A 23,978-nucleotide genomic window follows, 5' to 3' on the forward strand; every position below is an offset into this window, starting at 1 on the left:
CGTGGCAGCACAACGCCGCGCCGGAGGGGCTTTACCGCCCGCCCACGGATGAGCTCTCCGATGAACGCCGCCGGCCGAGTGAAACCCCTCCAGGACAAGAGTTTCTTCTGAAATGAACACCATCTATCGCATCGTTTGGAACGCCTCTACCGGCTCGTGGGTAGTGGCCTCGGAAATGGCCAAGGGCCGAAAGAAAGCATCGAGCCGCACCGCAACCCTGGCGGCGGCCGTCATGCTTGGCATGAGCGGCCTCGCGTCGGCGGGCTCGCTCGACGGCGGTTCCGCGCCGGGTATCAACTCCGAAGCCATCGGCAACGCAACGTCAGGGGGAACAGACTCCATCGCTATCGGATCGTCGACTTTGCGCACCGATGCAAACGGCCAGGCGGCCATCGCGATCGGCCAGAACCAGCACGCGAACGGCAAATGGGACGTCGCACTGGGCGCCGACAGCACGACGTCAGGCATCGCGTCCGTCGCGATCGGCCAAGGCGTGACGGCTAACCAGGATCAGGCAGTCGCGATCGGCCAGGGATCGCAAAGCACCGGGCTGGCGGCAGTGGCAATGGGCGCCAACGCAAAGGGTGCCGGAACCAACGCGGTAGCCCTTGGCGCCAACGCAAACAGCGCTTCTGCCAACGCGGTGGCACTGGGCTTCAATACGATGGCCCAGACCAGTGCCGTCGCCATCGGCGACCAGAGCGTTGCTTCCGGTTCGATGTCGATCGCCATGGGCAAGTCCGCTCAGGTCAGCGGTCTGAACAGCGTCGCGATTGGTGGCTCGACGCTGGTAACGGGGATGCAGTCCGTAGGCCTTGGTCAGGCCGCGTCGGTGGACGCGAACAGCGCCATCGCGATCGGCACGGGTGCCAAAGTGACCGGCGCCAGCTCTTCATACGCAGTTGCCATGGGCGCGAACTCCGACGCTACCGGCGTGGGTGCGGTGGCGATCGGCAACAGCGCCAAGGCCAGCAAGGGCATCGCCGTGGGCGACGGTGCACAGGCTGCGCAGGGTGCCGTCGTACTCGGTGCTGCAGCGCAGGCAACGGCCATCGGCGGCTCGGCGATCGGCAACCAGTCCACTGCTTCAGGTATCGTCGGCACGGCGCTGGGTGTGGCTGCACAGGCGAACGATGATTACAGCGTCGCCCTCGGTTCGTACTCGGTAAGCGCGGCTCCCGTCGCCACGTCCAGTGCGATCATTGCCGGCCGTACTTACAACTTCGCAGGCGCTACTCCGACCGCAACGGTCAGCGTAGGCGGTGGCGTTCAGGCGCCGTATCGCACCATCACCAACGTCGCCGCCGGTCGCATCGATGCCAGCAGCACCGACGCCGTGAACGGTTCGGAGCTGTTCGCGACCAACACGCAGGTCGGCATCAACACCGCGGCCACCAACGGCCTGGCGGGCGTCCTCGGCACGACCGTCAACCCGGCCACCGGCGCCGTCAATGCGCCGACCTACGCGCTGGCAAATGCCGGCGCGATCAGCGGCATGCCGGGTGCGGCGACCAACGTCGTTAACGGCTTCGCCAAGGTCGACGCGGCGCTGGGTGCGATGAAGACTTCAATCGTCAACGGCACGGTTGGCCTCGTCCAGCAGGATCCGACGACCCGCGACATCACCGTCGCCAAGGCCACTGATGGCACGAAGGTGAACTTCGCAGGCACCGCGGGCGACCGCGTGTTGACGGGCGTGGCCGACGGCGCCATCTCGTCCACCAGCAACGAGGCCATCAACGGTTCGCAGCTGTATGCGACGAACCAGACCGCTATTGGCCTGGCGACCGCTCTGGGTGGCGGCGCGGTGGCCGATCCGGTCACCGGCACCGTTGCTGCGCCGAGCTACGCGCTGACCAACGCCGACGCGATCACCAATGACACCACCGGTGCAGCGACGGACGTAGGCGCGGGCTTCGGCAAGGTCAACGCGGCACTGGGTACGATGAATACGTCCATCGCCAACATCGCCAACGGTACGATGGGCCTGGTCCAGCAGGATGCGACCTCGCGCCTCATCACCGTCGCCAAGGACACCGACGGGACGCAGGTCAGCTTCGCCGGTACGGCGGGCGATCGCGTGCTGGCCGGCGTGGCCGCGGGCACCGCGGATACCGATGCGGTCAACGTATCGCAGCTGAGGCAGATCAAGGCCCAGGCTGCCGGTGCCGGTGAGCGTTCCGTCAAGTACAAGTGGAACGACACCAACAACGACGGCGTGATCGATCCGGGCGAGGTGGACTACAGCGTCGCCATGCTGGAAGGCGCGCAGTCCACGGACGGTGGCGTCACCGATGGCACCTCGATCACCAACCTGCACCGCGGTGCGGTCAGCGCCCTGAGCACCGACGCCATCAACGGCAGCCAGCTGTATGGCACGGCCAACAGCATCGCCACCCATCTGGGCGGCGGCGCGGCGGTGCAGACGGACGGCACGGTGTCGGCTCCGGCCTACACGCTGGCCAATGCGTCCGGCGGCACCACCACGTACAACAACGTCGGTGACGCCCTGGGCAACCTCGATCAGCGCACGACTGGCAACACCACCCAGATCAACAACCTGGACGGTCGCGTCACGAACATCGAAGGCGATGTCACCGACATCAGGAACGACATCACCAACATCGACGGTCGCGTGACCAACGTGGAAGGCGATGTCACCAACCTCGACAACCGTGTGACCAACGTGGAGGGCGATGTCACCAACCTGACCACGCAGATCAACAACGGTGGCGTCGGCCTCGTGAAGCAGTCCACCCCGGACGGCGTCGTCACCGTTGCGGGCAGCACGGGCGGCAACGAGGTCAGCGTGGCCGGCACCGGCGGTCCGCGTCGCATCAGCGGCGTGGCGCCTGGCACGCAGGACACCGACGCGGTGAACCTGGGCCAGATCCGCCAGACGGCGGCGCAGACGCTCGGCGAAGCCAACGCCTACACCGATCGTCGCGTCGACGACTGGGGCTATGCGATGGACCACCGCATCGATGCCGTCAACCGCCAGGCGAACCGCGGTATCGCGGCGGCTTCCGCCCTGGTCAACGTGACGCCGTACGTGCCCGGCCATACCGTGCTCAATGCGGGCGTGGCGACCTACCGTGGCGAAGGCGCACTGGGCGTCGGCGTCTCGCGCTGGACGAAGGACGGTCGCGTGAACTTCAACGCGGGTGTCTCGGCGGCGCAGAACGACGAGCCGATCTACCGCGTCGGCATCGGCGTGATCTTCTGATCCAAGCGCGGTCGAGGGAAACAGGAACGGCGGAACCGCGAGGTTCCGCCGTTCTTCTTTGGGTTCCCTGGAACGGATCAGTTTGCGCTGCCCGCGTATCCCATCTGCCGCCACGCCTCGAACACCACCACCGCCACCGCGTTGGACAGATTGAGGCTGCGATTGTCCGGACGCATCGGCAGGCGCAGGCGCTGCGCGGCGGGAACGCTTTCGAGCACATCCGTCGGCAGCCCGCGCGTCTCCGGGCCGAAGAGGAACACGTCGCCCGGTGCATAACGCGGCATGTCGAAACGCACCGTGCTTCGCGTGCTCAAGGCGAACACGCGCGGCGTCGCGCCATTCGCACGCTCGATCGCCACCAGCGCGGCGGCGAGATCGTCGTGCACCTGCAGCGATGCGTACTCGTGATAGTCCAGGCCGGCGCGCTTGAGCTGGCGGTCCTCCAGCGTGAAGCCCAGCGGTCGCACCAAGTGCAGGCGCGCCCCGGTGTTGGCGCACAGGCGGATCACGTTGCCGGTGTTGGGCGGGATTTCCGGCTGGAACAGGATGACGTCGAGCATGCGATCAGCGTTGCGTGCGAAGAGAGGGCATCACCACGGCAGCGCCTTGCCCTGCCAGTCGATGAAACGACCACTGTCGTCGATGGACGCGCCGTCGATCGCCTTGAGCAGTCCGCGTACCGACGTCTCCGCGGAAATCTGCGCACCGCTGCCGCCCATGTCGGTCTGCACCCAGCCCGGATGCAGCGCGACGACTGCGATGCGGCGCTCGCGCAGCGCGCTGGCGAGCAGCACCGTCGCCATGTTCTGCGCCGCCTTCGAGATCGCGTAACTGGGTGTATGGAAGCCGTCGGTGGAGGCGATGGAGCCGAGGACCGACGACAGGTTCGCGACCTTGCCACCGTCTACCAGCAGCGGCGCCAGCGTCTGCGTGAGCAGGAACGGCCCGCTTGCGTTGGTGCGCAGCGTTTCGTCGAGCTGTGCCGGCGGCACGTCGCCGAAACGCTCGCCGGAATGCAGTACGCCGGCGTTGTTGATGAGCAGGTCGATGCCGTCGATCACCAGCGGCAACTCGCGCGCGAGTTCGGCGTGGGACTTCGGATCGGCGAGATCGAGCGGAAGCACGTGCAGTCGCCCGGGATGTTCGCCGACGAGCCGGTTCAATGCGTTCGCGCGGGCCGGATGCCGGCAGGTGGCGACCACATGGTCGCCGTGGGCGAGCAGCTGGCGGACGAACTCCAGTCCGAGGCCGCGGTTGGCGCCGGTGACCAGGCTGCGTCGCGGGGGGCGCTTGGCGGAGGGCATCGGGGCATCCGGCTGGGGCGGGCGCACAGTGTAAAGAGGTCGGTGTGGAGTGCCCGCCGCGGCTTGCGCCGACCGTCGCCTGCGACAAAGGCCTACCGGGGCAGGGACTTGTGGCCTAGTGCCTGCATTCACGCAGCGCGGCTAGGATGCTGGATCGGCCCGGCGGTCACGCCCGGCCTTCGCCTGAGGAGTCCGCCATGTTCCTGTCGCCCCGCCCGCGCGCCGCCGCGCTCGCCCTGGCCCTCGCCGCCGCGCTCGGTGGCACCGCCTTCGCGCCGACCGCCGTGTTGGCCGCGCCGAAGGCGACGGTGGACATCCCGTACGAGGAATTCACCCTGCCCAACGGCCTGCGCGTGGTCGTGCACACCGACCGCAAGGCGCCGATCGTCGCCGTGAACCTGTGGTACCACGTCGGCAGCAAGGACGAACCCGCCGGCCGCACCGGCTTCGCGCACTTGTTCGAGCACCTGATGTTCAACGGTTCGGAGAACCATCGGGGCGAGTTCTTCGAACCCTTCGAGCTGGTCGGCACCACCGACCAGAACGGCACCACCAATTCCGACCGCACCAACTACTTCCAGAACGTGCCGACCACCGCGCTCGACATGGCGCTGTGGATGGAGTCCGACCGCATGGGCCACCTGCTCGGCGCGATCGACCAGAAGGTCCTGGACGAGCAGCGCGGCGTGGTCCAGAACGAGAAGCGCGAGAACGAGAACCAGCCCTATGGCCAGGTCTGGGATGCGCTGGGCAAGGCGCTGTACACCAAGGACCATCCGTACCACCACAGCACCATCGGCTCGATGGCCGACCTCAACGCGGCCTCGCTGGAGGACGTGAAGAACTGGTTCCGCACCTGGTACGGCCCGAACAACGCCGTGCTCGTGCTGGCCGGCGACATCGACGTCGCCACCGCGCGCAAGAAGGCGGCGAAGTACTTCGGCGACATCCCCGCCTCGCCGACGATGGCGCAGCCGAAGGTCGACGTCGCACCGCTGGCCACGAGCACGCGCGCGACCATGACCGACCAGGTCCCGCAGGCGCGCATCCACCGTGTCTGGAACGTCGCGCAGACCGGCACGCCCGACATCGACAAGCTGCAGCTGTTCGCCCAGGTGCTGGGTGGCAGCAAGTCCTCGCGCCTGGACAAGCGTCTGCTGCACCAGGACAAGCTGGTCGACAACGTCGCCGCCGCTGCTTACGGCTCGCAACTCAGCTCCAACTTCATCATCACCGCCGACGTGAAGCAGGGCGTCGATCCGGCGAAGGTCGAGGCGATCATCGACGAGGAGCTGAAGAAGCTGCTCAAGGATGGCCCGAGCAAGGCCGAAGTCGAACAGGCGCGCACCGTGTTCAAGGCCGGCTTCGTGCGCGGCATCGAGCGCGTGGGCGGTTCCGGCGGCAAGGCCGATGCGCTGGCCGAGTGCACCGTCTACACCGGCGATCCGGGGTGCTTCCGCGACAGCCTGAAGATCATCGACACCGTCACCGTGGGCGAACTCAAGGCCGTGGGCAACCAATGGCTGACGCGCGGCAGCCACACGCTGGTCGTCGTGCCGGGACCGCGCACCGCCGTGGAAGAAGATCCCTCGGTCACGCCGGCACCGCTGACCCTGCCGACCGTCGATCCCAGGTTCACCACCACGCCCAGCACGGTCGACCGCAGCACGGGCGTGCCGCAGACGTCGCGCTTCCCCGACCTCAAGTTCCCCTCGCTGCAGCGCGCGACGCTGAAGAACGGGACCACGGTGATCCTCGCCGAGCGCCACGAGATCCCGGTGGTGCAGATGAGCTACGAGTTCGCTGGTGGTTTCAGCGCCGACGAGGGCCGCAAGCTGGGTACGTCCAGCTTCGCAATGGGCATGCTCGACGAAGGCGCGGGCGATCTCGACGCACTGGCCTTCGGCGACCGCGCCGAATCGCTGGGCGCGAACCTTGGCGCGAGCGCGTCGCTGGATGGCGGACGCGCGTACCTGTCGTCGCTGAAGGAGAACCTCGATCCGTCGGTCGGCCTGTTCGCGCAGATGCTGCGCCAGCCGCGCTTCGACCAGAAGGAAATCGACCGGGTGAAGGCGACCTGGATCGCCGGCATCCGCCAGGAGAAGGCGCGGCCGAACGGTGCCGCGCTGCGCGTGCTGCCGCCGCTGCTGTACGGCGAGGGCCATGCCTACGCGATGCCCTTGAGCGGCAGTGGCACCGAAGCGTCGATCGGTTCGCTGACACGCGACGACCTGATGGCGTTCCATCGCGCCTGGGTGCGCCCGCAGAACGCCACCCTGATCGTCGTCGGCGACACCACGCTGAAGGAGATCGTCCCGCTGCTCGATCGCCATCTCGGCGACTGGGCGTCCGACGGCGCATCGCCGACGCGTCCGCAGGTCGGCCAGGCGCCGCGCCCGAAGAACTCGCGCGTCTATCTCATCGATCAGCCCGGCGCGGTACAGGCGACGATCTTCGCCGGCCAGGTCGTGCCCTCGACCAAGGATCCCGAATCGGTGCGCTTCGACATCGCCAACTCGGTGCTCGGCGGCGAATTCTCCTCGCGCCTCAACATGAACCTGCGCGAAGGCAAGCACTGGGCGTACGGCGCCTACAGCTTCTCGGTCAACGCGTTGGGCCCGCGCCCGTGGATGGCGTTCGCCCCTGTGCAGATCGACAAGACCGCCGATTCGCTGAAGGAACTGCAGCGCGAAATCAGCGTCTACGCCACCGGCAAGGCGCCGCCGACCGCGGAGGAAGTGGCGAAGATCCAGGCCACCGAGATCCGTGGCCTGCCCGGCGCGTTCGAAACCGCATCGGCGGTGATGGGCGCGGTGAGCGGCATCGTCCGCTACGACCGTCCGGACGATTACGTGTTCAAGCGCAAGGCGGAGATCGAAGCGCTCACGCCGGAGCAGGTCAAGGTCGCAGCCGCCACGCTCGATCCGAATGCGCTGACCTGGGTAGTGGTGGGCGACCTCAAGCAGATCGAGAAGCCAGTGCGCGCGCTGAAGCTCGGCGACGTGCAGGTGCTCGATGCCGATGGCAAGGCGGTCGGCACCGCACCTTGAACGACTGCGAGCGGAGCCACCTGTTGCGCAAACTTCGACCGCGGCCTCAGTCGCGGTTCACCACGCACCGTTCACAACCGTGGCGGACACGGCGACAATCGCGCCCCGTCCTCAATTGACGTGCGGCGCCTGCGCCGCCAACCGGAGTAATGGATGCGCAAGTCCGCGGTGGGAGTGGTCCTGATGACGGCCCTGGTGGCCGGCGGTTGCACCTGGGTGCACATGGCGCCGGGTGCTTCGTCCGTGCGCGTGGTCGACGGCAGCGGTCCGCCGGCGGGTTGCGAGAAGCGCGGCGAAGTGGAGGTGTCGGTGAAGAACAGCGTCGCCTTCTACGAGCGTAACCACCTGCGCGTGCGCGAGGAACTGGAAACCCTGGCGCGCAACGAAGCGCCGGGCCTGCAGGCCGACACCGTGCAGCCGATGGGCGATCCGCTCAACGGTTCGCAGCGTTTCTCGGCCTGGCGTTGCGGCACGGGTCGCGGCGCGGCGACGGGTCCCGCCTCGACCGGCGGTACCGCCCAGACCTATCCACTGGGTCGCTGACGCGCAATTCGCCCCGAAACCGACGCGAAGGGCTGAATGCCGGGTCACCGCATGACCCGGCGGGTCGCGGCTTGGCAGACCGCGCGCCCCTGCTACGAAGGCTTCCGGTCGCAGTCTTGAACGGACGCCGCCCGCTGGTCGGTCAGACCCGCCGACCATGCGGTGCCGAATGGCGGCTTGGCGGCGTAAAGCGTTAACATGGCGTGTTCTTTTCCGTTTCCGGTAAAGCCTCCATGTTGTTCCAGCACGTCGCCATCGCCGGCCTTGCCCATATCGACGCACCTCGCCGGCTGACGTCGGATGAAATCCACGCACGCCTCAAGCCCACGCTCGACCGTCTCGGCATCAAGTACAACGTGCTTGAGGAAGTCGCCGGCGTTCGCGAACGCCGTCTGTGGGACGGCGAGGTCAAAGCCTCCGACGCCGCCACGCTCGCCGGCGTGAAAGCGCTGGCCGACGCCGGCATCGACGCCGACCGCGTTGGTCTGCTGGTCAACACTTCGGTCAGCCGCGACTACCTGGAGCCGTCCACGGCGTCCATCGTCTCGGGCAACCTGCGCCTGCCGGACACTTGCCAGAACTTCGACGTCGCCAATGCGTGCCTCGCGTTCCTCAACGGCATGGACATCGCCAGCCGCATGATCGAGCGCGGCGAGATCGACTACGCGCTGGTCGTCAACGGCGAAACCGCTGATCTCGCCTACGAGAAGACGCTCGACCGCCTCAGCCGCGACGACGTCACCGAAGAGCAGTTCCGCGACGAGATGGCAACGCTCACGCTCGGCAGCGGTGCCGCGGCGATGGTGCTGGCGCGTAGCGAGCTCGCGCCGGGCGCGCCGCGCTATCGCGGCAGCGTCACGCGTTCGGCCACCGAGTGGAACCAGCTGTGCCGCGGCGACCTCGTGCACGACCGCATGATCGCCGACGGCCGCATGCTGCTGGTCGAAGGCATCAAGCTCGGCCAGAAGACCTTCACTGCCGCGCGCGCCGCGCTGGGCTGGGTGGTCGAGGAACTCGACGAGTTCGTCATCCACCAGGTCAGCAAGGCCCACACCAAGGCCTTCCTCAAAGCGTTCCGCATCGATCCGAAGAAGGTCCTGACCATCTTCGGCGAGCACGGCAACATCGGTCCGGCGTCGGTGCCGATCGTGCTGAGCAAGCTGCGCGAGGGCGGTCGCCTGAAGAAGGGCACGCGCATCGCGCTGCTGGGCATCGGCTCGGGCCTGAACTGCTCGATGGCCGAAGTGGTCTGGTAAGCGACTGCGTCGCCCGACGAAGAACCCGGCCGCGCGCCGGGTTTTTCTTGCCTGCGCTTCGTGCGCGCACGCCAAGATTGAAACGATGACCATCCGCCTGCCGCTGCCCGATTACCCGTTCACGCCGAAGCGCTTCGAAGTGCGTCCCGGCATCGCGATGAGTTTCCTCGACGAAGGCCCGCGCGACGGCGAAGTGGTGGTGATGCTGCACGGCAATCCGTCGTGGAGCTATTACTGGCGCAAGCTCGTGCTCGGGCTGCGCGACCGCTATCGCTGCATCGTGCCGGACCATGTCGGCATGGGCCTGTCCGACAAGCCCGACGACGATCGCTACCGCTACACGCTGCAGTCGCGCATCGACGACATCGAAACGCTGCTCGACCAACTCGGCATCACCGGCCCGGTGACGCTGGCCGTGCACGACTGGGGCGGCGGCATCGGCTTCGGCTGGGGCCTGAAGCATTCCGCGCGCATCCGCCGGCTGGTGATCACCAACACCGGTTCGTTCCCGCTGCCGGCCGCCAAGTCGCTGCCGAAGTCGCTCAAGCTCGGTCGCGATCTCGGCCTGGGCACGTTGCTGATCCGCGGCCTCAACGCGTTCTCGTCGGTCGCCTCGTTCGTCGGTGTCGAGAAGAAGATGCCCGCCGACGTGCGCCGCGCCTACGTCGCGCCGTACGACACGTGGGCGAACCGCATCGCGACCTCGCGCTTCGTGCAGGACATCCCGCTGGGCGAGGGCGATGCCGCGTGGCCGCTGGTGCAGGCGATGGGTCGCAAGCTGCCCGAGTACGCCGATCGTCCGGTGTTCATCGCATGGGGCCTGCGCGATTTCGTCTTCGACCGGCATTTCCTCAAGGGCTTCACCGACGCGCTGCCGCGCGCGCAGGTGCATGCCTTCGAAGACGCGAACCACTACGTGCTGGAAGACAAGGCCGACGTGCTGGTGCCGGCGATCCGCGCGTTCCTCGACGCGAACCCGCTGTAATGCTGTTGCTCCCTCTCCCCTCGAGGGAGAGGGACAGGCCGGAAAGCGGCCAGGGAGAGGGACGGGTGCTGAGTCGCCACTGGTACGCGTCCGCGACACCCCTCTTCCGCCCTTCGGGCACCTTCTCCCTCAAGGGGAGAAGGAAGAGCGTTCACCCCTCCGGCAACGGATTCTTCTCGTCCTCGCTCACGCCGGTCCAGTCTTCGGGCGTGAGCACCGGCAGTCCGTGCCCGAGGCGCGCCTTGTCGCATTGCGGGCTGGCTTCGCCGAATTCCCACGACGCCGGCACCAGCGCGCACACCGACGGACGCCGATCGTGGATGGTGCAGCGGCTGTAGCGGCCGATGTCCGCGTCCAGCGCGATGCAGCGCGGCTGCGACTGCGAGGTGCCGCGCATCACCCGTTCATGCGTGCGCAACGGCTCGGTGAGTTCGATCGGGACGTGCCCGCCCATGCCCGGGTCCGCCTCGGACCAGTGGAAGCTCACGCGGAAGAAGGCGCAGCAGGCGCCGCAGGTCAGGCAGGGGTGTTGCATGGGCGGACCGGCGCGGTCACGACGGAATTGCGGGCAGGTGCGCGATTCTGAGGCTTTCCGCGCCCGACGCAAGGGCTCCGGACAGGCGAAAATGAACCGATGAACGAGCCAAGCAACATCGCCGCGTCGCTGCCCGCCCTGGCGGCCCGATTTCCCGACCGCATTGCCATGCGCTGCCCCGGCACGCGCGGTCCGGACGGTTTCGCGCGCTTCGACCTGACGCTGACCTACCGCGATCTCGACGCCCGCAGCGACGCCATCGCCGCCGGCCTGGCGATGCGCGGCATCGGCCGCGGCACCCGGACCGTGGTGATGGTGCGACCCTCGCCCGAGTTCTTCCTGCTGATGTTCGCCCTGTTCAAGGCGGGCGCGGTGCCGGTGCTCGTCGATCCGGGCATCGACAAGCGCGCGCTGAAGCAGTGCCTGGACGAAGCCCAGCCCGAAGCCTTCATCGGCATTCCGCTGGCGCATGTCGCCCGCGTGCTGCTGGGCTGGGCGAAGTCCGCGCGTACCCGCATCACCACCGGCGCGCGCGCATGGCTCGCCGACGCGACACTCGCGCAGGTCGAACGCGACGGCGCACACGCTGGTTCGCAACTCGCTGCGACGCAACCCGACGATGTCGCCGCGATCCTTTTCACCAGTGGTTCCACCGGCGTGCCCAAGGGCGTGGTGTATCGCCATCGCCACTTCGTCGCGCAGATCGCGATGCTGCGCGACGCGTTCGGTATCGAGGCCGGCGGCGTGGACCTGCCGACGTTCCCGCCGTTCGCCTTGTTCGATCCCGCGCTGGGGCTTACCTCGATCATCCCCGACATGGACCCGACCAAGCCCGCGCTGGCCGATCCGCGCAGACTGCACGATGCGATCGCGCGCTTCGGCGTGGACCAGCTGTTCGGCTCGCCTGCACTGATGGCGGTGCTGGCGAACTTCGGCGCGCCTTTGCCGACCGTGAAACGTGTGACGTCCGCCGGCGCGCCGGTACCGGCCGGCGTCGTCGAGACCATGCGCTCGCTGCTGCCCGAGGACGCGCAGTTCTGGACGCCGTACGGCGCGACGGAATGCCTGCCGGTCGCAGTGATCGAAGGTCGCGAGCTGCAATCCACGCGCGCGGCGACGGAGACCGGCGCCGGTACCTGCGTCGGCCGCGCGGTCGCGCCGAACGACGTGCGCATCATCGCGATCACCGACGAGCCCATCGCGCAGTGGCGCGACGCGGCGGAGGTGGCCGATGGCGTCGTCGGCGAGATCACCGTCGCCGGACCCACTGCCACGGACACCTACTTCAACCGCGACGCGCAGACGCGCGCGGCGAAGATCCGCGAACGCCTCGCCGATGGAAGCGAACGCATCGTGCATCGCATGGGCGACGTCGGCTATTTCGACGCGCAGGGACGGTTGTGGTTCTGCGGTCGCAAGACGCATCGCGTGGAAACCGCCGAGGGCCCGCTCTACACCGAGCAGGTCGAGCCGGTGTTCAACACGCATCCGCAGGTGCGTCGCACCGCGCTCGTCGGTGTTGGCGTGATGGGTGCGCAGCATCCTGTGCTGTGCGCGGAACTGGCGGCCACGGTCGACGCACGCGAATGGCCGCGCGTCGAGCGCGAGCTGCGCGAGATCGGTGCACGCCATCCGCACACCGTGCGCATCGAACGCTTCCTGCGCCATCCGAAGTTTCCCGTCGACATCCGCCACAACGCCAAGATCGGCCGCGAGAAGCTGGCGGTGTGGGCTGCGGAACAGGGCTGACCGCAGGCGATTCCGCTATCGTGTGCGCCTTCCACGGAGACGACCATCCATGAAGATACTGGTGACCGGCGGTGGCGGCTTCCTTGGCCAGGCTTTGTGCCGCGGCCTGCGCGAGCGTGGCCATGAAGTCGTCAGCTTCAACCGCGGGCGCTACCCGGCGCTCGATGCGATCGGCGTGACTCAGGTGCAGGGCGACCTCGCGCAACGCGATGCGGTGATCGCGGCCGCGGCCGGCTGCGATGCGGTCTTCCACAACGCCGCGAAGGCCGGCGCGTGGGGCAGCCATGAGAGCTACCACCTCGCCAACGTCGTCGGCACGCAGAACGTGATCGACGCGTGCCGCGCGAACCGAATCGGTCGGCTCGTCTACACGTCCACGCCCAGCGTCACCCATCGCAAGACGCATCCGGTCGAAGGCGGTACCGCCGACACCGTTCCCTACGGCGACCATCTCAAGGCGCCCTATGCAGCGACCAAGCAGGTCGCCGAGAAGATCGTCCTCGCCGCCAACGACGCGGCACTCGCCACGGTCGCGCTGCGTCCGCGCCTGATCTGGGGCGTCGGCGACAACCAGCTGCTGCCGCGCCTGGTCGAACGCGCGAAGGCCGGCCGACTACGCTTCGTCGGCGACGGCAACAACCGCATCGACACCACGTACGTGGAGAACGCGGCCCAGGCGCACTTCGATGCATTCGAACACCTCGCACCGGGAGCGGCCTGCGCGGGCCGCGCGTACTTCATCAGCAACGGCGAGCCGCGCACGGTGCGCGAGATCGTCAACGGCCTGCTCGAGGCCGCCGGTGCGCCGCAGGTGACGAAGACGATTCCGTTCGGTGTCGCGTACGCGGCTGGCGTGGTCTGCGAAGGACTCTGGCATGCGCTTCCGTTGAAGGGCGAACCGCCGATGACGCGCTTCCTTGCCGAGCAGTTGAGCACGACGCACTGGTACGACATGACGCCGGCGCGCAACGATTTCGGCTACATGCCGAAGGTCAGCATTCACGAGGGCCTCACCCGACTGAAGGCTGCCTGCACGAACCGGCCAATCGTCACCGCGTAACGACTGGTGCGTACCTAGCATCGACCACACCCAGTCAGGCGCACCGCGCCCGGAGTGCTTCGATGCTGAACTACGCCATCATCTTCTTCGTCATCGCGATCATCGCGGCCGTGCTTGGCTTCAGTGGCATCGCCGGTGCGGCGAGCAACATCGCCTGGATCCTGTTCGTCGTCTTCCTGATCCTGGCCGTCATCTCGATGCTGCGCGGCCGACGCGTCTGACCGGCCGCCACCCTGCGTCGGGCGACCGGTCGGTCCGGGTCGTCCGGCGCGGAAGGGGTCGGCGCGGCGCGGCTACAATGCGCGAATGACCGACCCGACCTCCTCGCCACTGGCCGCCCTCAAGCCGCTGGCCGGGCGCGCCCTCGAAACCGCCCTCAACCGCGCCCTCGCGCTCGATCCCGACACCCGCGACAGCCTGCGGACGCTGGACGGCCGCCGCGTCGCCGTGCGCCTGGCCTCGCCGCCGCTGGCGCTGCAGATCCGCGTCGCCGGTGAGCGGCTCGAAGTCGGTCCGGTCCAGGACGACGAACCCGATCTCTCCGTCCGCAGCACCCTCGGCGGACTGCTCTCCCAGTTGCCGTTCCTGCGCGACGACAACGCACCGCCGGTGGGCAAGCTGCGCATCGAGGGCGATGCCGACCTCGCGCGCCGCTTGCAGAAGCTGGCCGAGCGCTTCGATCCCGACTGGCAGCAGCCGTTCGTGCGGGTGTTCGGTGAGATCCTCGGCGTGCAGGTCGCCAACGCTTTCGCCGCTGGACTGCGCCATGCGCGCGACGCGGCCGGTGCCTTCGCCAGCAACGCCGCCGAGTTCGTGACGGAAGAATCGCGCGACGTAGTGCCGCGCGAAGAACTCAACGCATTCCTCGACGACGTCGACACGCTGCGCGACGACGTCGAACGCATTGCCGTACGCATCACGCGCCTGCGCGCGGGAGTGGGCGCATGAAGCCCGTCTTCCGCGCCTGGCGCATCGGTCGCGTGCTGCTGCGTTACCGCCTCGATGATCTGCTCGATGACACGCCGGTCGAACCGTGGCTGCGCCTGGCGCGTCCGTTCGTGCCGCGTGCCTCGTCCGAAGTCGCGTGCCTGTCGCGCGGTGCGCGCCTGCGCATGGCGCTGCAGGAACTCGGCCCGATCTTCGTCAAGTTCGGCCAGATCCTGTCCACGCGCCGCGATCTCGTGCCGCCTGACGTGGCCGAGGAACTCGCGCAGCTGCAGGATCGGGTGAAGCCGTTCGACGGCGAGACTGCGCGCACCATCGTCGAGCGCGCGCTGGAGCGCCCGGTGAGCGAGGCGTTCGCGCAGTTCGACACCACGCCACTGGCGTCCGCATCGATCGCACAGGTGCACGCGGCGACACTTCCGCCGGACGCGGACGGCGTCTCGCGCGAAGTCGTGGTGAAAGTGCTGCGTCCCGACATCGAGAGGCAGATCGCCGGCGACATCGCGCTGCTGAAGGCCGTGGCGAGCATCGTCGACCGCACCCATCCGAGCGCGGACAAGATCCGTCCGCGCGCGATCGTGGAAGAGATCGAGAACACGCTCGCGGCCGAACTCGACCTGCAGCGCGAAGGTGCGAATGCCAGCGTGCTGCGACGTTTCTGGACCGGGCCGAACGGCCAGCCCAGCGACGACCTGTACGTGCCGGAAGTGATCTGGTCACACACCGCCGAGCGCGCGCTGACGCTGGAACGCGTGCGCGGCATTCCGTCCGACGACATCGAAGCGCTCGACGCGGCCGGCATCGATCGCCACGCGCTGGCGGCGAAGGGCGTGCGCGTGTTCTACACGCAGGTGTTCCGCGACAACTTCTTCCACGCCGATGCGCACGCGGGCAACATCTGGGTCGACAGCGATCCGGACCGTCGCGGCAATCCGCGCTTCATCGCGCTGGACTTCGGCATCATGGGCCAGCTTTCGGACGAGGATCAGTACTACCTCGCCGAGAACTTCATGGCGATCTTCAACCGCGACTATCGCCGCATCGCCGAACTGCACGTGCGCGCCGGCTGGATGCCATCGCACATCCGCATCGACGAGCTCGAAGCCGCCGCGCGCGCGGTGTGCGAACCGTACTTCACGCGGCCGCTGAGCGAGATCTCGCTGGCCGAGGTGCTGCTCAAGCTGTTCCGCACCGCACAGCGCTACGAGCTGACGCTGCAGCCGCAGCTGATCCTGCTGCAGAAGACGCTGCTCAACATCGAAGGCGTGGGTCGTCTGCTCGATCCCAAGCTCGATATCTGGGCCGTCGCCCGGCCGGTGCTGTCGAAGATCCTGGTCGAGCGCTACAGCCCGCAGCGGCTGGCGAGCGAGTTCCGCAAGCGGCTCCCCGAGCTGGTCACGCATGCGCCGGAAATGCCGCGCCTGCTGCACGCGTGGCTGACCCAGCAGGTCGAGGGGCGACACGAACTGCATCTGCACTCGCGCGACCTCGCACAGCTCAACCGCACCATCCGCTCGGCGCAGCGACGCACGGTCGCGGCGGTTCTCGGCGTCGGCCTGCTGGTCTGCGCCGCGGTGCTGTACGGACTGGAAGCCGGCGGACCGCGCCTGCTGTCGATTCCCGCCGCCGCCTGGATCGCCGGCATCGGCGGTGCGTGGGCGCTGCTCGCGGCCTGGCCGCGCGGGCAATGAGTCCCGAAACGCACGAGCTTCCTCCTCATGAAGTTGGGGAGGAGGTGCTGCATCTCGACGTCCTGTACATCGACGACTTCATCGCCGTGGTCAACAAGCCGGCGGGGTTGATGGTGCACGACAGCGCGCTGGCGCGTGGCGAGACCGACTTCGCCGCCGACCGTCTGCGCGACCAGTTCGGCAAGCCGATCTTCCTCGTGCACCGGCTCGATCGCGCGACCAGTGGTTGCCTGTTGCTGGCGTTCGATCGCGACAGCGCGTCCGCGCTCGGCAAGGTGCTGATGTCGCGCGAGGTGGAGAAGGACTACTGGGCCGTGTGCCGCGGTTGGCCGGAAGAGAATTTCGTCGTCGACCATCCGCTCGACGGCGGTCCGGGCAAGCCGCAGAAGAAGCCGGCGGTCACGCGCTTCCAGAGGCTGGCGACGACCGAGCTGGAGATCCCGTCGGCGGGCTTCGAGACCTCGCGCTACGCGTGGCTGTGCGCGCAGCCGGAAACGGGTCGTTTCCGCCAGATCCGTCGCCACCTCAAGCACCTGTCGCATCACCTGATCGGCGACACCAGCCACGGCGACGGTCGGCACAACCGTAGTTTCCGCATGCTCGGCATCCATCGCATGCTGCTGCACGCGCGCCGGCTGGCGTTCGTGCATCCGGCAAACGGCGAGCGGGTCGAAGTCGTTGCGCCGGTCGATGCGGAATTCGCCAAGGCGCTGGCGCTGTTCGGCGAGGCCGGCGCAGGGGCTGTCAGAGCGCGGTGATCGCGTCCTGCGCGACGCCGATCACCACGCCCGAGGCGAGCAGCACCAGGCCCCACAGGAACAACCGGATCGCGCGCGAGTACGACGCGATCTTCAGCGAGTCCGGATGCAGCAGCCGCTTCAGCGCGACCAGCTGCGCGGCGATGCCGACGACCATCGGCGCCACGACCGCGAGGTCGGTCACGTGCCAGGGCGTGGGATCGTCGGTCCACTGTGTGAGGATTCCCAGTGAGAACGCAGCGAGCACGCCGACCACCGTCATCGAGCCGTTGCGGAAGGTCGGGTCGACGGACTCGTCGGGTCGCGTGGTCGGGTCGGGGGCAACGGTCATGGCGCGTCCCGTGTCGTGTCACCGCGCGCGAATGTAGCGCCGCGCCGTTTGCGCCCCGTGACGAAGGCGCGACGATGCGCGACGGGCTGGTAAAGTCGCGCCCCATGCTCGAGATCGCGCCCCATCTGACGATTCCCGATTCGGAACTGACCGAGCGTTTCGTGCGTTCGGCCGGGCCGGGCGGACAGAACGTCAACAAGGTCGCCACGGCGGTCGAGCTGCGTTTCGACATCGCCGGATCGCCGTCCTTGCCCGAACCGCTGCGCGCGCGCCTGCTCGCGCGGCGCGACCGGCGCATCACCGACGAGGGCGTGCTCGTGATCAGCGCGCAGCGCTTCCGTACCCAGGAGCGCAATCGCGAGGACGCGCGCGAACGCCTGGCCGGTTTCATTGCCGCCGGTCTGAGCGTTCCCAAGCCGCGCGTTGCGACGAAGCCATCGCGCGCATCGAAGGAACGACGGCTGAGCGGCAAGCGCGAACGCGGTACGATCAAGCGCGAGCGGACCCGGCGCGACTGGGACTGACTAAAGAAGAAGGGGTCCGCCGCGACGGACCCGTGCAACACCCGAGGGGACATGTCCGACACCGCCCAATACCCGGTACTGCCACTGCCGCCGAGCGCGCCACGCAGCCAGCGCAACGCACTCGTCCGTTGGATCGGCCGCACCGTGTTGCGCCTGGGTGGCTGGCGCATGGAAGGCGCATTCCCGGACCTGCCCAAGGTGGTGCTGATCGGCGCGCCGCATTCGTCCAACTGGGACGGCATCTGGGGCTTCGCCGTGCTCATGGCGACGGGGCTGGACCTGAAGGTGCTCGGCAAGGACTCGCTGCTGAAGGTGCCGGTGATGGGCCCGATCCTGAAGCGCCTGGGCGTGATCCCGGTCGACCGCAAGGCCGCGCAGGGCGTGGTGGAGCAGGCGGCGCGGATGATCCGCGAGGCGGACCGGTTCTGGTACGGACTCGCGCCGGAAGGTACGCGCAAGGTCGTGGAGAAGTGGAAGCCGGGCTTCTGGCGTATCTCCAAGGCCGCGGGTGTGCCGGTGGTGCCGGCGTACTTCCATTACGGCCGGAAGATCATCGGCATCGGTGCGCCGTTCGAACTGACCGACAACTACGATGCCGACGTCGCCCGTATCCGCAGCTGGTACCGCGCCGTCTCCAACGGCAAGAACCACGAGGCCTGACCCCGCCGGTGTGCACGCGGCCGTGAGCTTTCCGGCCGCATCGTGAACCTCAGCGCTCGGATTGCCCGGTCGAGTAGTAGTCGCCTCGCTCGAACAGTGCCGGCTTTATAAGTTCGGTAAATGCACGGGCATGGGGCGATAAGTATTTCCCCTTGCGAACCACGACACCGTAGGTGCGGGAAGGGAAGTACTCGGCCAGCGAGCGCGCCGACAGGCGTTCGCGGTCGGCCTCGGTCAGGCAGATCGCGGTGACGATGCTGATGCCCAGGCCCATCGCGACGTACTGCTTGATGACCTCCCAGCCGCCGACTTCCAGTGCCACGGTGTACGGCACGCGGTTCTGCTGGAACACCAGGTCGATCAGGCGGTAGGTGGTCAGGCGTTGCGGCGGCAGGATCAGCCCGTAAGGCGAGAGATCCTGCAGGGTCAGGTCTTCCTTGCGCGCCAAGGGATGGTCGCGCGGCGTGATCAGCATCGGCTCGAAGCGGTACACCGGCTCGTAGCTCAGGTCCGCCGGCACGTCGAGCATCGAGCCCACCGCCAGGTCCACCGCGTCGGAGCGCAGTAGATCCAGGCCGCTGGCGCCGGTGACGTTGTGCAGGCTCAGCCGCACCTCCGGATGCGCGGCACGGAACGCCTCCACGATCGGCGGCAACAGATAGAGGATGGTGGAACTGCCGGCGGCGACGTTCAGCTCGCCCGCGTCCAGGCCGCGGATGCGTTCGCGGAACACCGCATCCAGGCCATCCAGGCCCTCGACCAGCGGGCGGGCGAGGTCGTATAGCTCCTGGCCCTCGCGGGTCAGGGCGATGCGGCGGCCGCTGCGCTCGAGCAGGCGCACGCCCAGTTCGCGTTCCAGGGCCTGCAACTGCAGGGTCACGGCTGGCTGGCTGAGGTACAGCGCCTCGGCCGCGCGTGAGACGGATCCCAGCCGCGCGGTCTGGCAGAAGGCGCGCAGCGGCTTGAGACGGTCCCCCTTGTAGGCGAATCGGGGGCTGGTGGGCGGATGCGTGGCCAATAGTTTCAACGCATATTAGGTTAGCTAATGGTATGCATTGATAAGTATTCATTGTCAAATAACAAACGCCAGCGCATGGTGAACTCCCACGGTTACCACGGAGTTACAGCATGTCGGCAGTCATGGCGCAGCCTCATCAGGCGGAGATCGAGCTCATCGGCCAGGCCGACGGGCAGGCCGAGGTCCTGACCCCGGCGGCCCTGAACTTCCTCGCCGGCCTGCATCGCCGTTTCGAACCGGTCCGCCAGGCCCGTCTCAAGGCTCGCCGCGAACGCCAGGCGTTCTTCGACGCAGGCGGGCTGCCCGATTTCCGTGAAGACACGAAGGCCATCCGCGCCGGCGACTGGAAGGTGGCGCCTCTGCCGAAGGCGCTGATGGACCGCCGCGTCGAGATCACCGGCCCGGTCGATCCGAAGATGGTCATCAACGCGCTCAACTCCGGCGCGAAGGTCTACATGGCCGACTTCGAGGACAGCACCTCGCCGACCTGGGACAACCTGATCCTCGGCCAGCGCGCGCTGATCGCCGCCGTGCGCGGCACGTTGGAGTTCACCGCGCCCAGCGTCACGCCGGACGTTCCCGGCAAGCATTACGCGCTGCGACCGTTCGAGGAGCAGGCGGTGCTGATGGTGCGCCCGCGTGGCTGGCACCTGGACGAGAAGCACCTGCGCATCGACGGCGTGCCGATGTCCGGCGGCCTGTTCGATCTGGGCCTGTTCGCTTTCCACAATTCGGACGTGCTCGCCGCGAAGGATCGCGGACCCTATTTCTACCTGCCCAAGCTGCAGTCGATGGAAGAGGCGCAGCTGTGGAACGACGTGCTCGACGTCGTCGAGCGCGAACTCGGCCTGCTGCCGGGCCAGATCAAGGTCACCGTGCTGATCGAGACGCTGCCGGCGGTGTTCGAGATGGACGAGATCCTGCACGCGCTGCGCACGCGCATCGCCGGCCTCAACTGCGGCCGCTGGGATTACGTGTTCTCGTACATCAAGACCTTCCGCCGCCATCGCGACAAGGTGCTGCCGGAACGTGCGCAGGTGACGATGACGCAGCCGTTCCTGAAGGCGTATTCCGAACTGCTGATCCAGACCTGCCACAAGCGCGGCGCTCATGCGATGGGCGGCATGGCCGCGCAGATCCCGATCAGCGGCGACGAAGCGGCGAACGAGGCCGCGCTGGCCAAGGTGCGCGCCGACAAGCTGCGCGAAGTCACCGCCGGCCACGACGGCACCTGGGTCGCGCATCCGGCGCTGATCCCGCTGGCGAAGGCGATCTTCGACGAACGCATGCCCACGCCGAACCAGCGCCAGGTGCTGCGCGAGGACGTGTGGGTCACGCGCGACGACCTGATCAAGCCGTCGCTGGGCACGATCACGCGCGCCGGCTTCGAGGGTAACGTCGAGGTGTGCGTGCGCTATCTCGCTGCATGGCTCGACGGCAACGGCTGCGTGCCGATCCACTGGCTGATGGAGGATGCGGCGACCGCCGAGATCGCCCGCACCCAGCTGTGGCAGTGGCTGCACAGCGATGGCCTGCACCTGGACGACGGCACGCCGGTCGACTTCGCCCTGCTCGAACGCGCCTTCCTCAATCTGCCCTCGCGCCTGGGCGACCGCACGAAAGTGCCGGGTGCCAGCCGCATCAACGAGGCCATCGGCGTGCTCGATCGCCTCACCCACGCCGACACGCTCGAGGACTTCCTCACCCTGCCCGCCTACGCGCGGCTGGACTGATCCCGCATTCCGCATCCGCTGTTCCGCACGCCGTTGTTTCCCAATCCGATATCGAAAGGAACGCCGCCATGAGCACCGCCCTGCAGACCGCCGAACAACTCCGCCACGACTGGGCCACCAATGCTCGCTGGGCCGGCATCACCCGTCCGTACTGCGCGCAGGACGTCGTGCGCCTGCGTGGCACCGTGCCGGTGGAGCATTCCATCGCCAAGCTGGGCGCGAACAAGCTGTGGAACTCGCTGCACAGCGAGCCGTTCGTGAACGCACTCGGCGCGCTCACCGGCAACCAGGCGATGCAACAGGTCAAGGCCGGCCTCAAGGCGATCTACCTGTCGGGCTGGCAGGTCGCCGCCGACGCCAACATCGCTGGCGAGATGTACCCCGACCAGTCGCTGTACCCGGCCAACTCGGTGCCGCAGGTCGTGCGCCGCATCAACAACACGCTGCTGCGCGCCGACCAGATCCAGTGCGCCGAAGGCACCGGTGACATCGACTTCCTGCAGCCGATCGTGGCCGACGCCGAGGCCGGCTTCGGCGGCGTGCTCAACGCCTTCGAACTGATGAAGGGCATGATCGAAGCCGGCGCTTCCGGCGTGCATTTCGAGGACCAGCTCGCCAGCGTCAAGAAGTGCGGGCACATGGGCGGCAAGGTACTGGTGCCCACGCGCGAAGCGGTCGAGAAGCTCGTCGCCGCGCGCCTGGCTGCCGACGTCATGGGCGTGCCGACGCTGATCGTCGCGCGCACCGATGCCGAAGCCGCGGACCTGCTGACCTCCGACGTCGATCCGAACGACCAGCCGTTCTGCACCGGCGAGCGCACCGTCGAGGGCTTCTACAAGACCCGCAACGGTATCGACCAGGCGATCAGCCGCGGCCTCGCCTATGCGCCGTACGCCGACCTGGTGTGGTGCGAGACCGGCAAGCCGGACCTGGAGTTCGCCCGCAAGTTCGCCGAAGCGATCCACGCGAAGTTCCCCGGCAAGCTGCTGGCCTACAACTGCTCGCCGAGCTTCAACTGGAAGAAGAACCTGGACGACGCGACCATCGCGAAGTTCCAGAAGGAAATCGCCAGCTACGGCTACAAGTTCCAGTTCATCACGCTGGCCGGCTTCCACAGCCTGAACTACGGCATGTTCAACCTCGCCCACGGCTACGCGCGCCGCCAGATGAGCGCGTTCGTCGAGCTGCAGGAAGCCGAGTTCGCCGCGGCCGACAAGGGCTTTACCGCGGTCAAGCACCAGCGCGAGGTCGGCACCGGCTACTTCGACGCGGTGACCCAGACCATCCAGGGCGGCCAGTCGTCGACGGTCGCGCTGAAGGGTTCGACCGAGGAAGAGCAGTTCCACGAGAAGCGCGCCGCCGCGGCCTGATCGCTTCGCTGCGCACTCGCGACGCCCTCCCGCGACCCGGGAGGGCGTTTTCGTTGGCGCCTAGCAAGCCCAGGGAGGGCCCCGGCCACTCGTCCGGTACGGTTCCCGTCCAACGTTGGAACTGTGATTCAGGTGCTATTCTCCAGCCTCACCAAGGACTGGGTTCGTTGGATGACTCGTGACACCGCGGCGTCGGTCCGGACGCGCGATCTCCTCAATCCCAGCAAGGCCAGCTCGGCGCCTGCGGACGTGGCGACGGCGGTGCTTACCGAAGAGGAATACGAGCTCTTCGCCGAACTCGGCCGCCCGCGTCGTGTCGAAGCCGGCCAGCTGCTGTTCCGTCGCGGCGAACTGGGCACGACCATGTTCGTCATCGCCCGTGGCGTGGTCGATCTGGACTTCGGCGACGACCTCGTCGGCAAGCGTCTGGGCCCGAGCGAATTCTTCGGCGAACTGGGCCTGCTGATCGGCGACCACGTGCGCAGCGCCGACGCCGTCGCCGCCAGCGACGGCCTGCTGATCGAACTGCGCCATGAGGAATTCCAGCGCCTGGTCGATCGCGATCCGGGCCTGGTGTCCTATTTCCTGCGCCGCGCGATCCTGCGCGTGGTGCTGAACGAACAGAGCCTGATCCGCCGACTGCGCCGCCGCAACGAAGAGCTGCAGTCCGCGCTCGACAGCCTCTACGCCGCCACGCACCAGCTCAACCAGACCGAAGAGCTGATCCGCACCGACGAGCTGACCAGCCTGTACAACCGCCGCGGCCTGACCCTGCACCTGCAGGAATGCCGCCAGCGCACCGTGCCGCGCACGATGGGCCTGCTGCTGGTCGACTGCGACCGCTTCAAGCAGGTCAACGACGACCACGGCCACCTGATCGGCGACCGCGTGCTGCAGGGCGTCGCCAACATCCTGCGTTCGATCGCCGGCCCCGACGACCTCGCGTGCCGTCTCGGCGGCGACGAGTTCTGCCTGCTCGTGGTGACCGACCAGCGCGAGGAACTGCTGCGCTTCGCCGAGTTCATCGTCGCGACCGCGCAGGGCCTGATGCAGATGTCGCACGGCACGCCATTGATGTGCCCGCTCAGCGTGGGCGCGTGCCTGGTCGATCCGGACAAGGACTGGACCGACTGGTACGCCCGCGCCGACGCCGCGCTCTACCAGGCCAAGCGCCAGGGTGGAAACCGCGTGCAATGGCACGACACGGAACTGACCTCGGCCTGATCGACGGAGCGGAATG

20 protein-coding genes and 2 pseudogenes are annotated in these 23,978 nt (G+C 67.8%); 17 read left to right on the top strand and 5 right to left on the bottom strand.

All coding sequences use genetic code 11. The annotated features are described in order from the left end of the window. Positions 1-112 precede the first annotated feature (112 nt). Together FOF45_RS18515 and FOF45_RS07645 are read left to right on the top strand one after the other, a co-directional pair. Positions 113-748 (top strand): annotated as a pseudogene (locus tag FOF45_RS18515) (ESPR-type extended signal peptide-containing protein); the annotation flags it as partial. 159 nt (positions 749-907) lie between these two features. Next, complete coding sequence (locus tag FOF45_RS07645) at positions 908-3,226, top strand: YadA family autotransporter adhesin (protein WP_233264085.1); 2,319 nt, start codon at positions 908-910, stop codon at positions 3,224-3,226. A 77-nt stretch (positions 3,227-3,303) separates the two neighbouring features. On the opposite strand, the gene FOF45_RS07650 is transcribed toward FOF45_RS07645, so the two are convergent. Next, positions 3,304-3,786 (bottom strand): tRNA (cytidine(34)-2'-O)-methyltransferase, encoded by a 483-nt coding sequence (locus tag FOF45_RS07650; protein WP_158983599.1) that lies wholly within the window; start codon positions 3,784-3,786, stop codon positions 3,304-3,306. 30 nt (positions 3,787-3,816) lie between these two features. Further along, entirely contained in the window at positions 3,817-4,530 is a 714-nt protein-coding gene (locus tag FOF45_RS07655) for an SDR family oxidoreductase (protein WP_158983602.1), read from the bottom strand. A gap of 197 nt (positions 4,531-4,727) precedes the next feature. Between FOF45_RS07655 and FOF45_RS07660 the strand changes: the two genes are divergently transcribed. The 4 genes and pseudogenes from FOF45_RS07660 (at position 4,728) to FOF45_RS07675 (ending at position 10,364) form a co-directional block, all read left to right on the top strand. Continuing rightward, complete coding sequence (locus FOF45_RS07660) at positions 4,728-7,580, top strand: M16 family metallopeptidase (protein WP_158983605.1); 2,853 nt, start codon at positions 4,728-4,730, stop codon at positions 7,578-7,580. A 168-nt stretch (positions 7,581-7,748) separates the two neighbouring features. Beyond that, positions 7,749-8,048: pseudogene (locus tag FOF45_RS07665) on the top strand (DUF4156 domain-containing protein); the annotation flags it as partial. A gap of 308 nt (positions 8,049-8,356) precedes the next feature. Further along, complete coding sequence (locus FOF45_RS07670) at positions 8,357-9,379, top strand: 3-oxoacyl-ACP synthase III (protein ID WP_158983611.1); 1,023 nt, start codon at positions 8,357-8,359, stop codon at positions 9,377-9,379. Between the two features lie 85 nt (positions 9,380-9,464). Then, positions 9,465-10,364: an alpha/beta fold hydrolase gene (locus FOF45_RS07675; protein ID WP_158983614.1), complete on the top strand. Its 900-nt coding sequence runs from the start codon at positions 9,465-9,467 to the stop codon at positions 10,362-10,364. Between the two features lie 151 nt (positions 10,365-10,515). Here FOF45_RS07675 and FOF45_RS07680 read toward each other — a convergent pair whose 3' ends face one another. Further along, positions 10,516-10,899 (bottom strand): YkgJ family cysteine cluster protein, encoded by a 384-nt coding sequence (locus FOF45_RS07680; RefSeq protein ID WP_158983616.1) that lies wholly within the window; start codon positions 10,897-10,899, stop codon positions 10,516-10,518. 99 nt (positions 10,900-10,998) lie between these two features. On the opposite strand from FOF45_RS07680, the gene oleC reads away from it, so the two are divergent. The 6 genes from oleC (at position 10,999) to FOF45_RS07710 (ending at position 17,102) form a co-directional block, all read left to right on the top strand. Continuing rightward, complete coding sequence (gene oleC / locus FOF45_RS07685; protein ID WP_158983619.1) at positions 10,999-12,648, top strand: olefin beta-lactone synthetase; 1,650 nt, start codon at positions 10,999-11,001, stop codon at positions 12,646-12,648. A gap of 49 nt (positions 12,649-12,697) precedes the next feature. Continuing rightward, positions 12,698-13,708, top strand: coding sequence for a 2-alkyl-3-oxoalkanoate reductase (oleD, locus tag FOF45_RS07690; protein WP_158983621.1), 1,011 nt, complete (start codon positions 12,698-12,700; stop codon positions 13,706-13,708). Between the two features lie 62 nt (positions 13,709-13,770). After that, a complete protein-coding gene (locus tag FOF45_RS07695; protein ID WP_158983624.1) occupies positions 13,771-13,929 on the top strand; it encodes a DUF1328 domain-containing protein in 159 nt (52 codons plus the stop codon). Positions 13,930-14,014: 85 nt separating this feature from the next. Beyond that, positions 14,015-14,656, top strand: a complete 642-nt coding sequence (locus FOF45_RS07700) for a ubiquinone biosynthesis accessory factor UbiJ (protein ID WP_158983627.1) — start codon at positions 14,015-14,017, stop codon at positions 14,654-14,656. Then, positions 14,653-16,344 carry a ubiquinone biosynthesis regulatory protein kinase UbiB gene (gene ubiB, locus FOF45_RS07705; RefSeq protein ID WP_158983630.1) on the top strand — a complete coding sequence of 564 codons (1,692 nt, stop codon included), beginning with the start codon at positions 14,653-14,655 and terminating at the stop codon, positions 16,342-16,344. Before FOF45_RS07700 ends, ubiB begins: the two co-directional genes overlap by 4 nt. Further along, positions 16,341-17,102, top strand: a complete 762-nt coding sequence (locus tag FOF45_RS07710) for a pseudouridine synthase (protein ID WP_158983632.1) — start codon at positions 16,341-16,343, stop codon at positions 17,100-17,102. The genes ubiB and FOF45_RS07710 overlap by 4 nt, the downstream gene beginning before the upstream one ends. Here the strand turns inward: FOF45_RS07710 and FOF45_RS07715 are convergent. Next, positions 17,089-17,433, bottom strand: a complete 345-nt coding sequence (locus tag FOF45_RS07715) for a hypothetical protein (protein WP_158983635.1) — start codon at positions 17,431-17,433, stop codon at positions 17,089-17,091. The genes FOF45_RS07710 and FOF45_RS07715 overlap by 14 nt on opposite strands. A 104-nt stretch (positions 17,434-17,537) precedes the next feature. Here FOF45_RS07715 and arfB point away from each other — a divergent pair, with 104 nt between their 5' ends. Both arfB and FOF45_RS07725 read left to right on the top strand, forming a co-directional pair. Then, positions 17,538-17,957, top strand: a complete 420-nt coding sequence (gene arfB / locus FOF45_RS07720) for an alternative ribosome rescue aminoacyl-tRNA hydrolase ArfB (protein WP_158983638.1) — start codon at positions 17,538-17,540, stop codon at positions 17,955-17,957. A 51-nt stretch (positions 17,958-18,008) separates the two neighbouring features. After that, on the top strand, positions 18,009-18,617 hold the full coding sequence (locus tag FOF45_RS07725) for a lysophospholipid acyltransferase family protein (protein WP_158983641.1): 609 nt from the start codon (positions 18,009-18,011) through the stop codon (positions 18,615-18,617). Between the two features lie 49 nt (positions 18,618-18,666). Here FOF45_RS07725 and FOF45_RS07730 read toward each other — a convergent pair whose 3' ends face one another. After that, positions 18,667-19,635 (bottom strand): LysR family transcriptional regulator, encoded by a 969-nt coding sequence (locus tag FOF45_RS07730; protein WP_199244549.1) that lies wholly within the window; start codon positions 19,633-19,635, stop codon positions 18,667-18,669. 110 nt (positions 19,636-19,745) lie between these two features. On the opposite strand from FOF45_RS07730, the gene aceB reads away from it, so the two are divergent. The 3 genes from aceB (at position 19,746) to FOF45_RS07745 (ending at position 23,962) form a co-directional block, all read left to right on the top strand. Further along, on the top strand, positions 19,746-21,368 hold the full coding sequence (aceB, locus tag FOF45_RS07735; RefSeq protein ID WP_158983644.1) for a malate synthase A: 1,623 nt from the start codon (positions 19,746-19,748) through the stop codon (positions 21,366-21,368). 68 nt (positions 21,369-21,436) lie between these two features. Beyond that, positions 21,437-22,738, top strand: a complete 1,302-nt coding sequence (aceA, locus tag FOF45_RS07740; protein ID WP_158983647.1) for an isocitrate lyase — start codon at positions 21,437-21,439, stop codon at positions 22,736-22,738. Positions 22,739-22,909: 171 nt separating this feature from the next. Further along, the gene (locus FOF45_RS07745; protein ID WP_158983650.1) at positions 22,910-23,962 is read left to right on the top strand and encodes a GGDEF domain-containing protein; all 1,053 of its coding nucleotides are present in this window, start codon (positions 22,910-22,912) and stop codon (positions 23,960-23,962) included. Positions 23,963-23,978 lie beyond the last annotated feature (16 nt).

Origin of the sequence: Lysobacter panacisoli (genome assembly GCF_009765165.1) — a bacterium.
Classification (GTDB): domain Bacteria; phylum Pseudomonadota; class Gammaproteobacteria; order Xanthomonadales; family Xanthomonadaceae; genus Lysobacter_J; species Lysobacter_J panacisoli.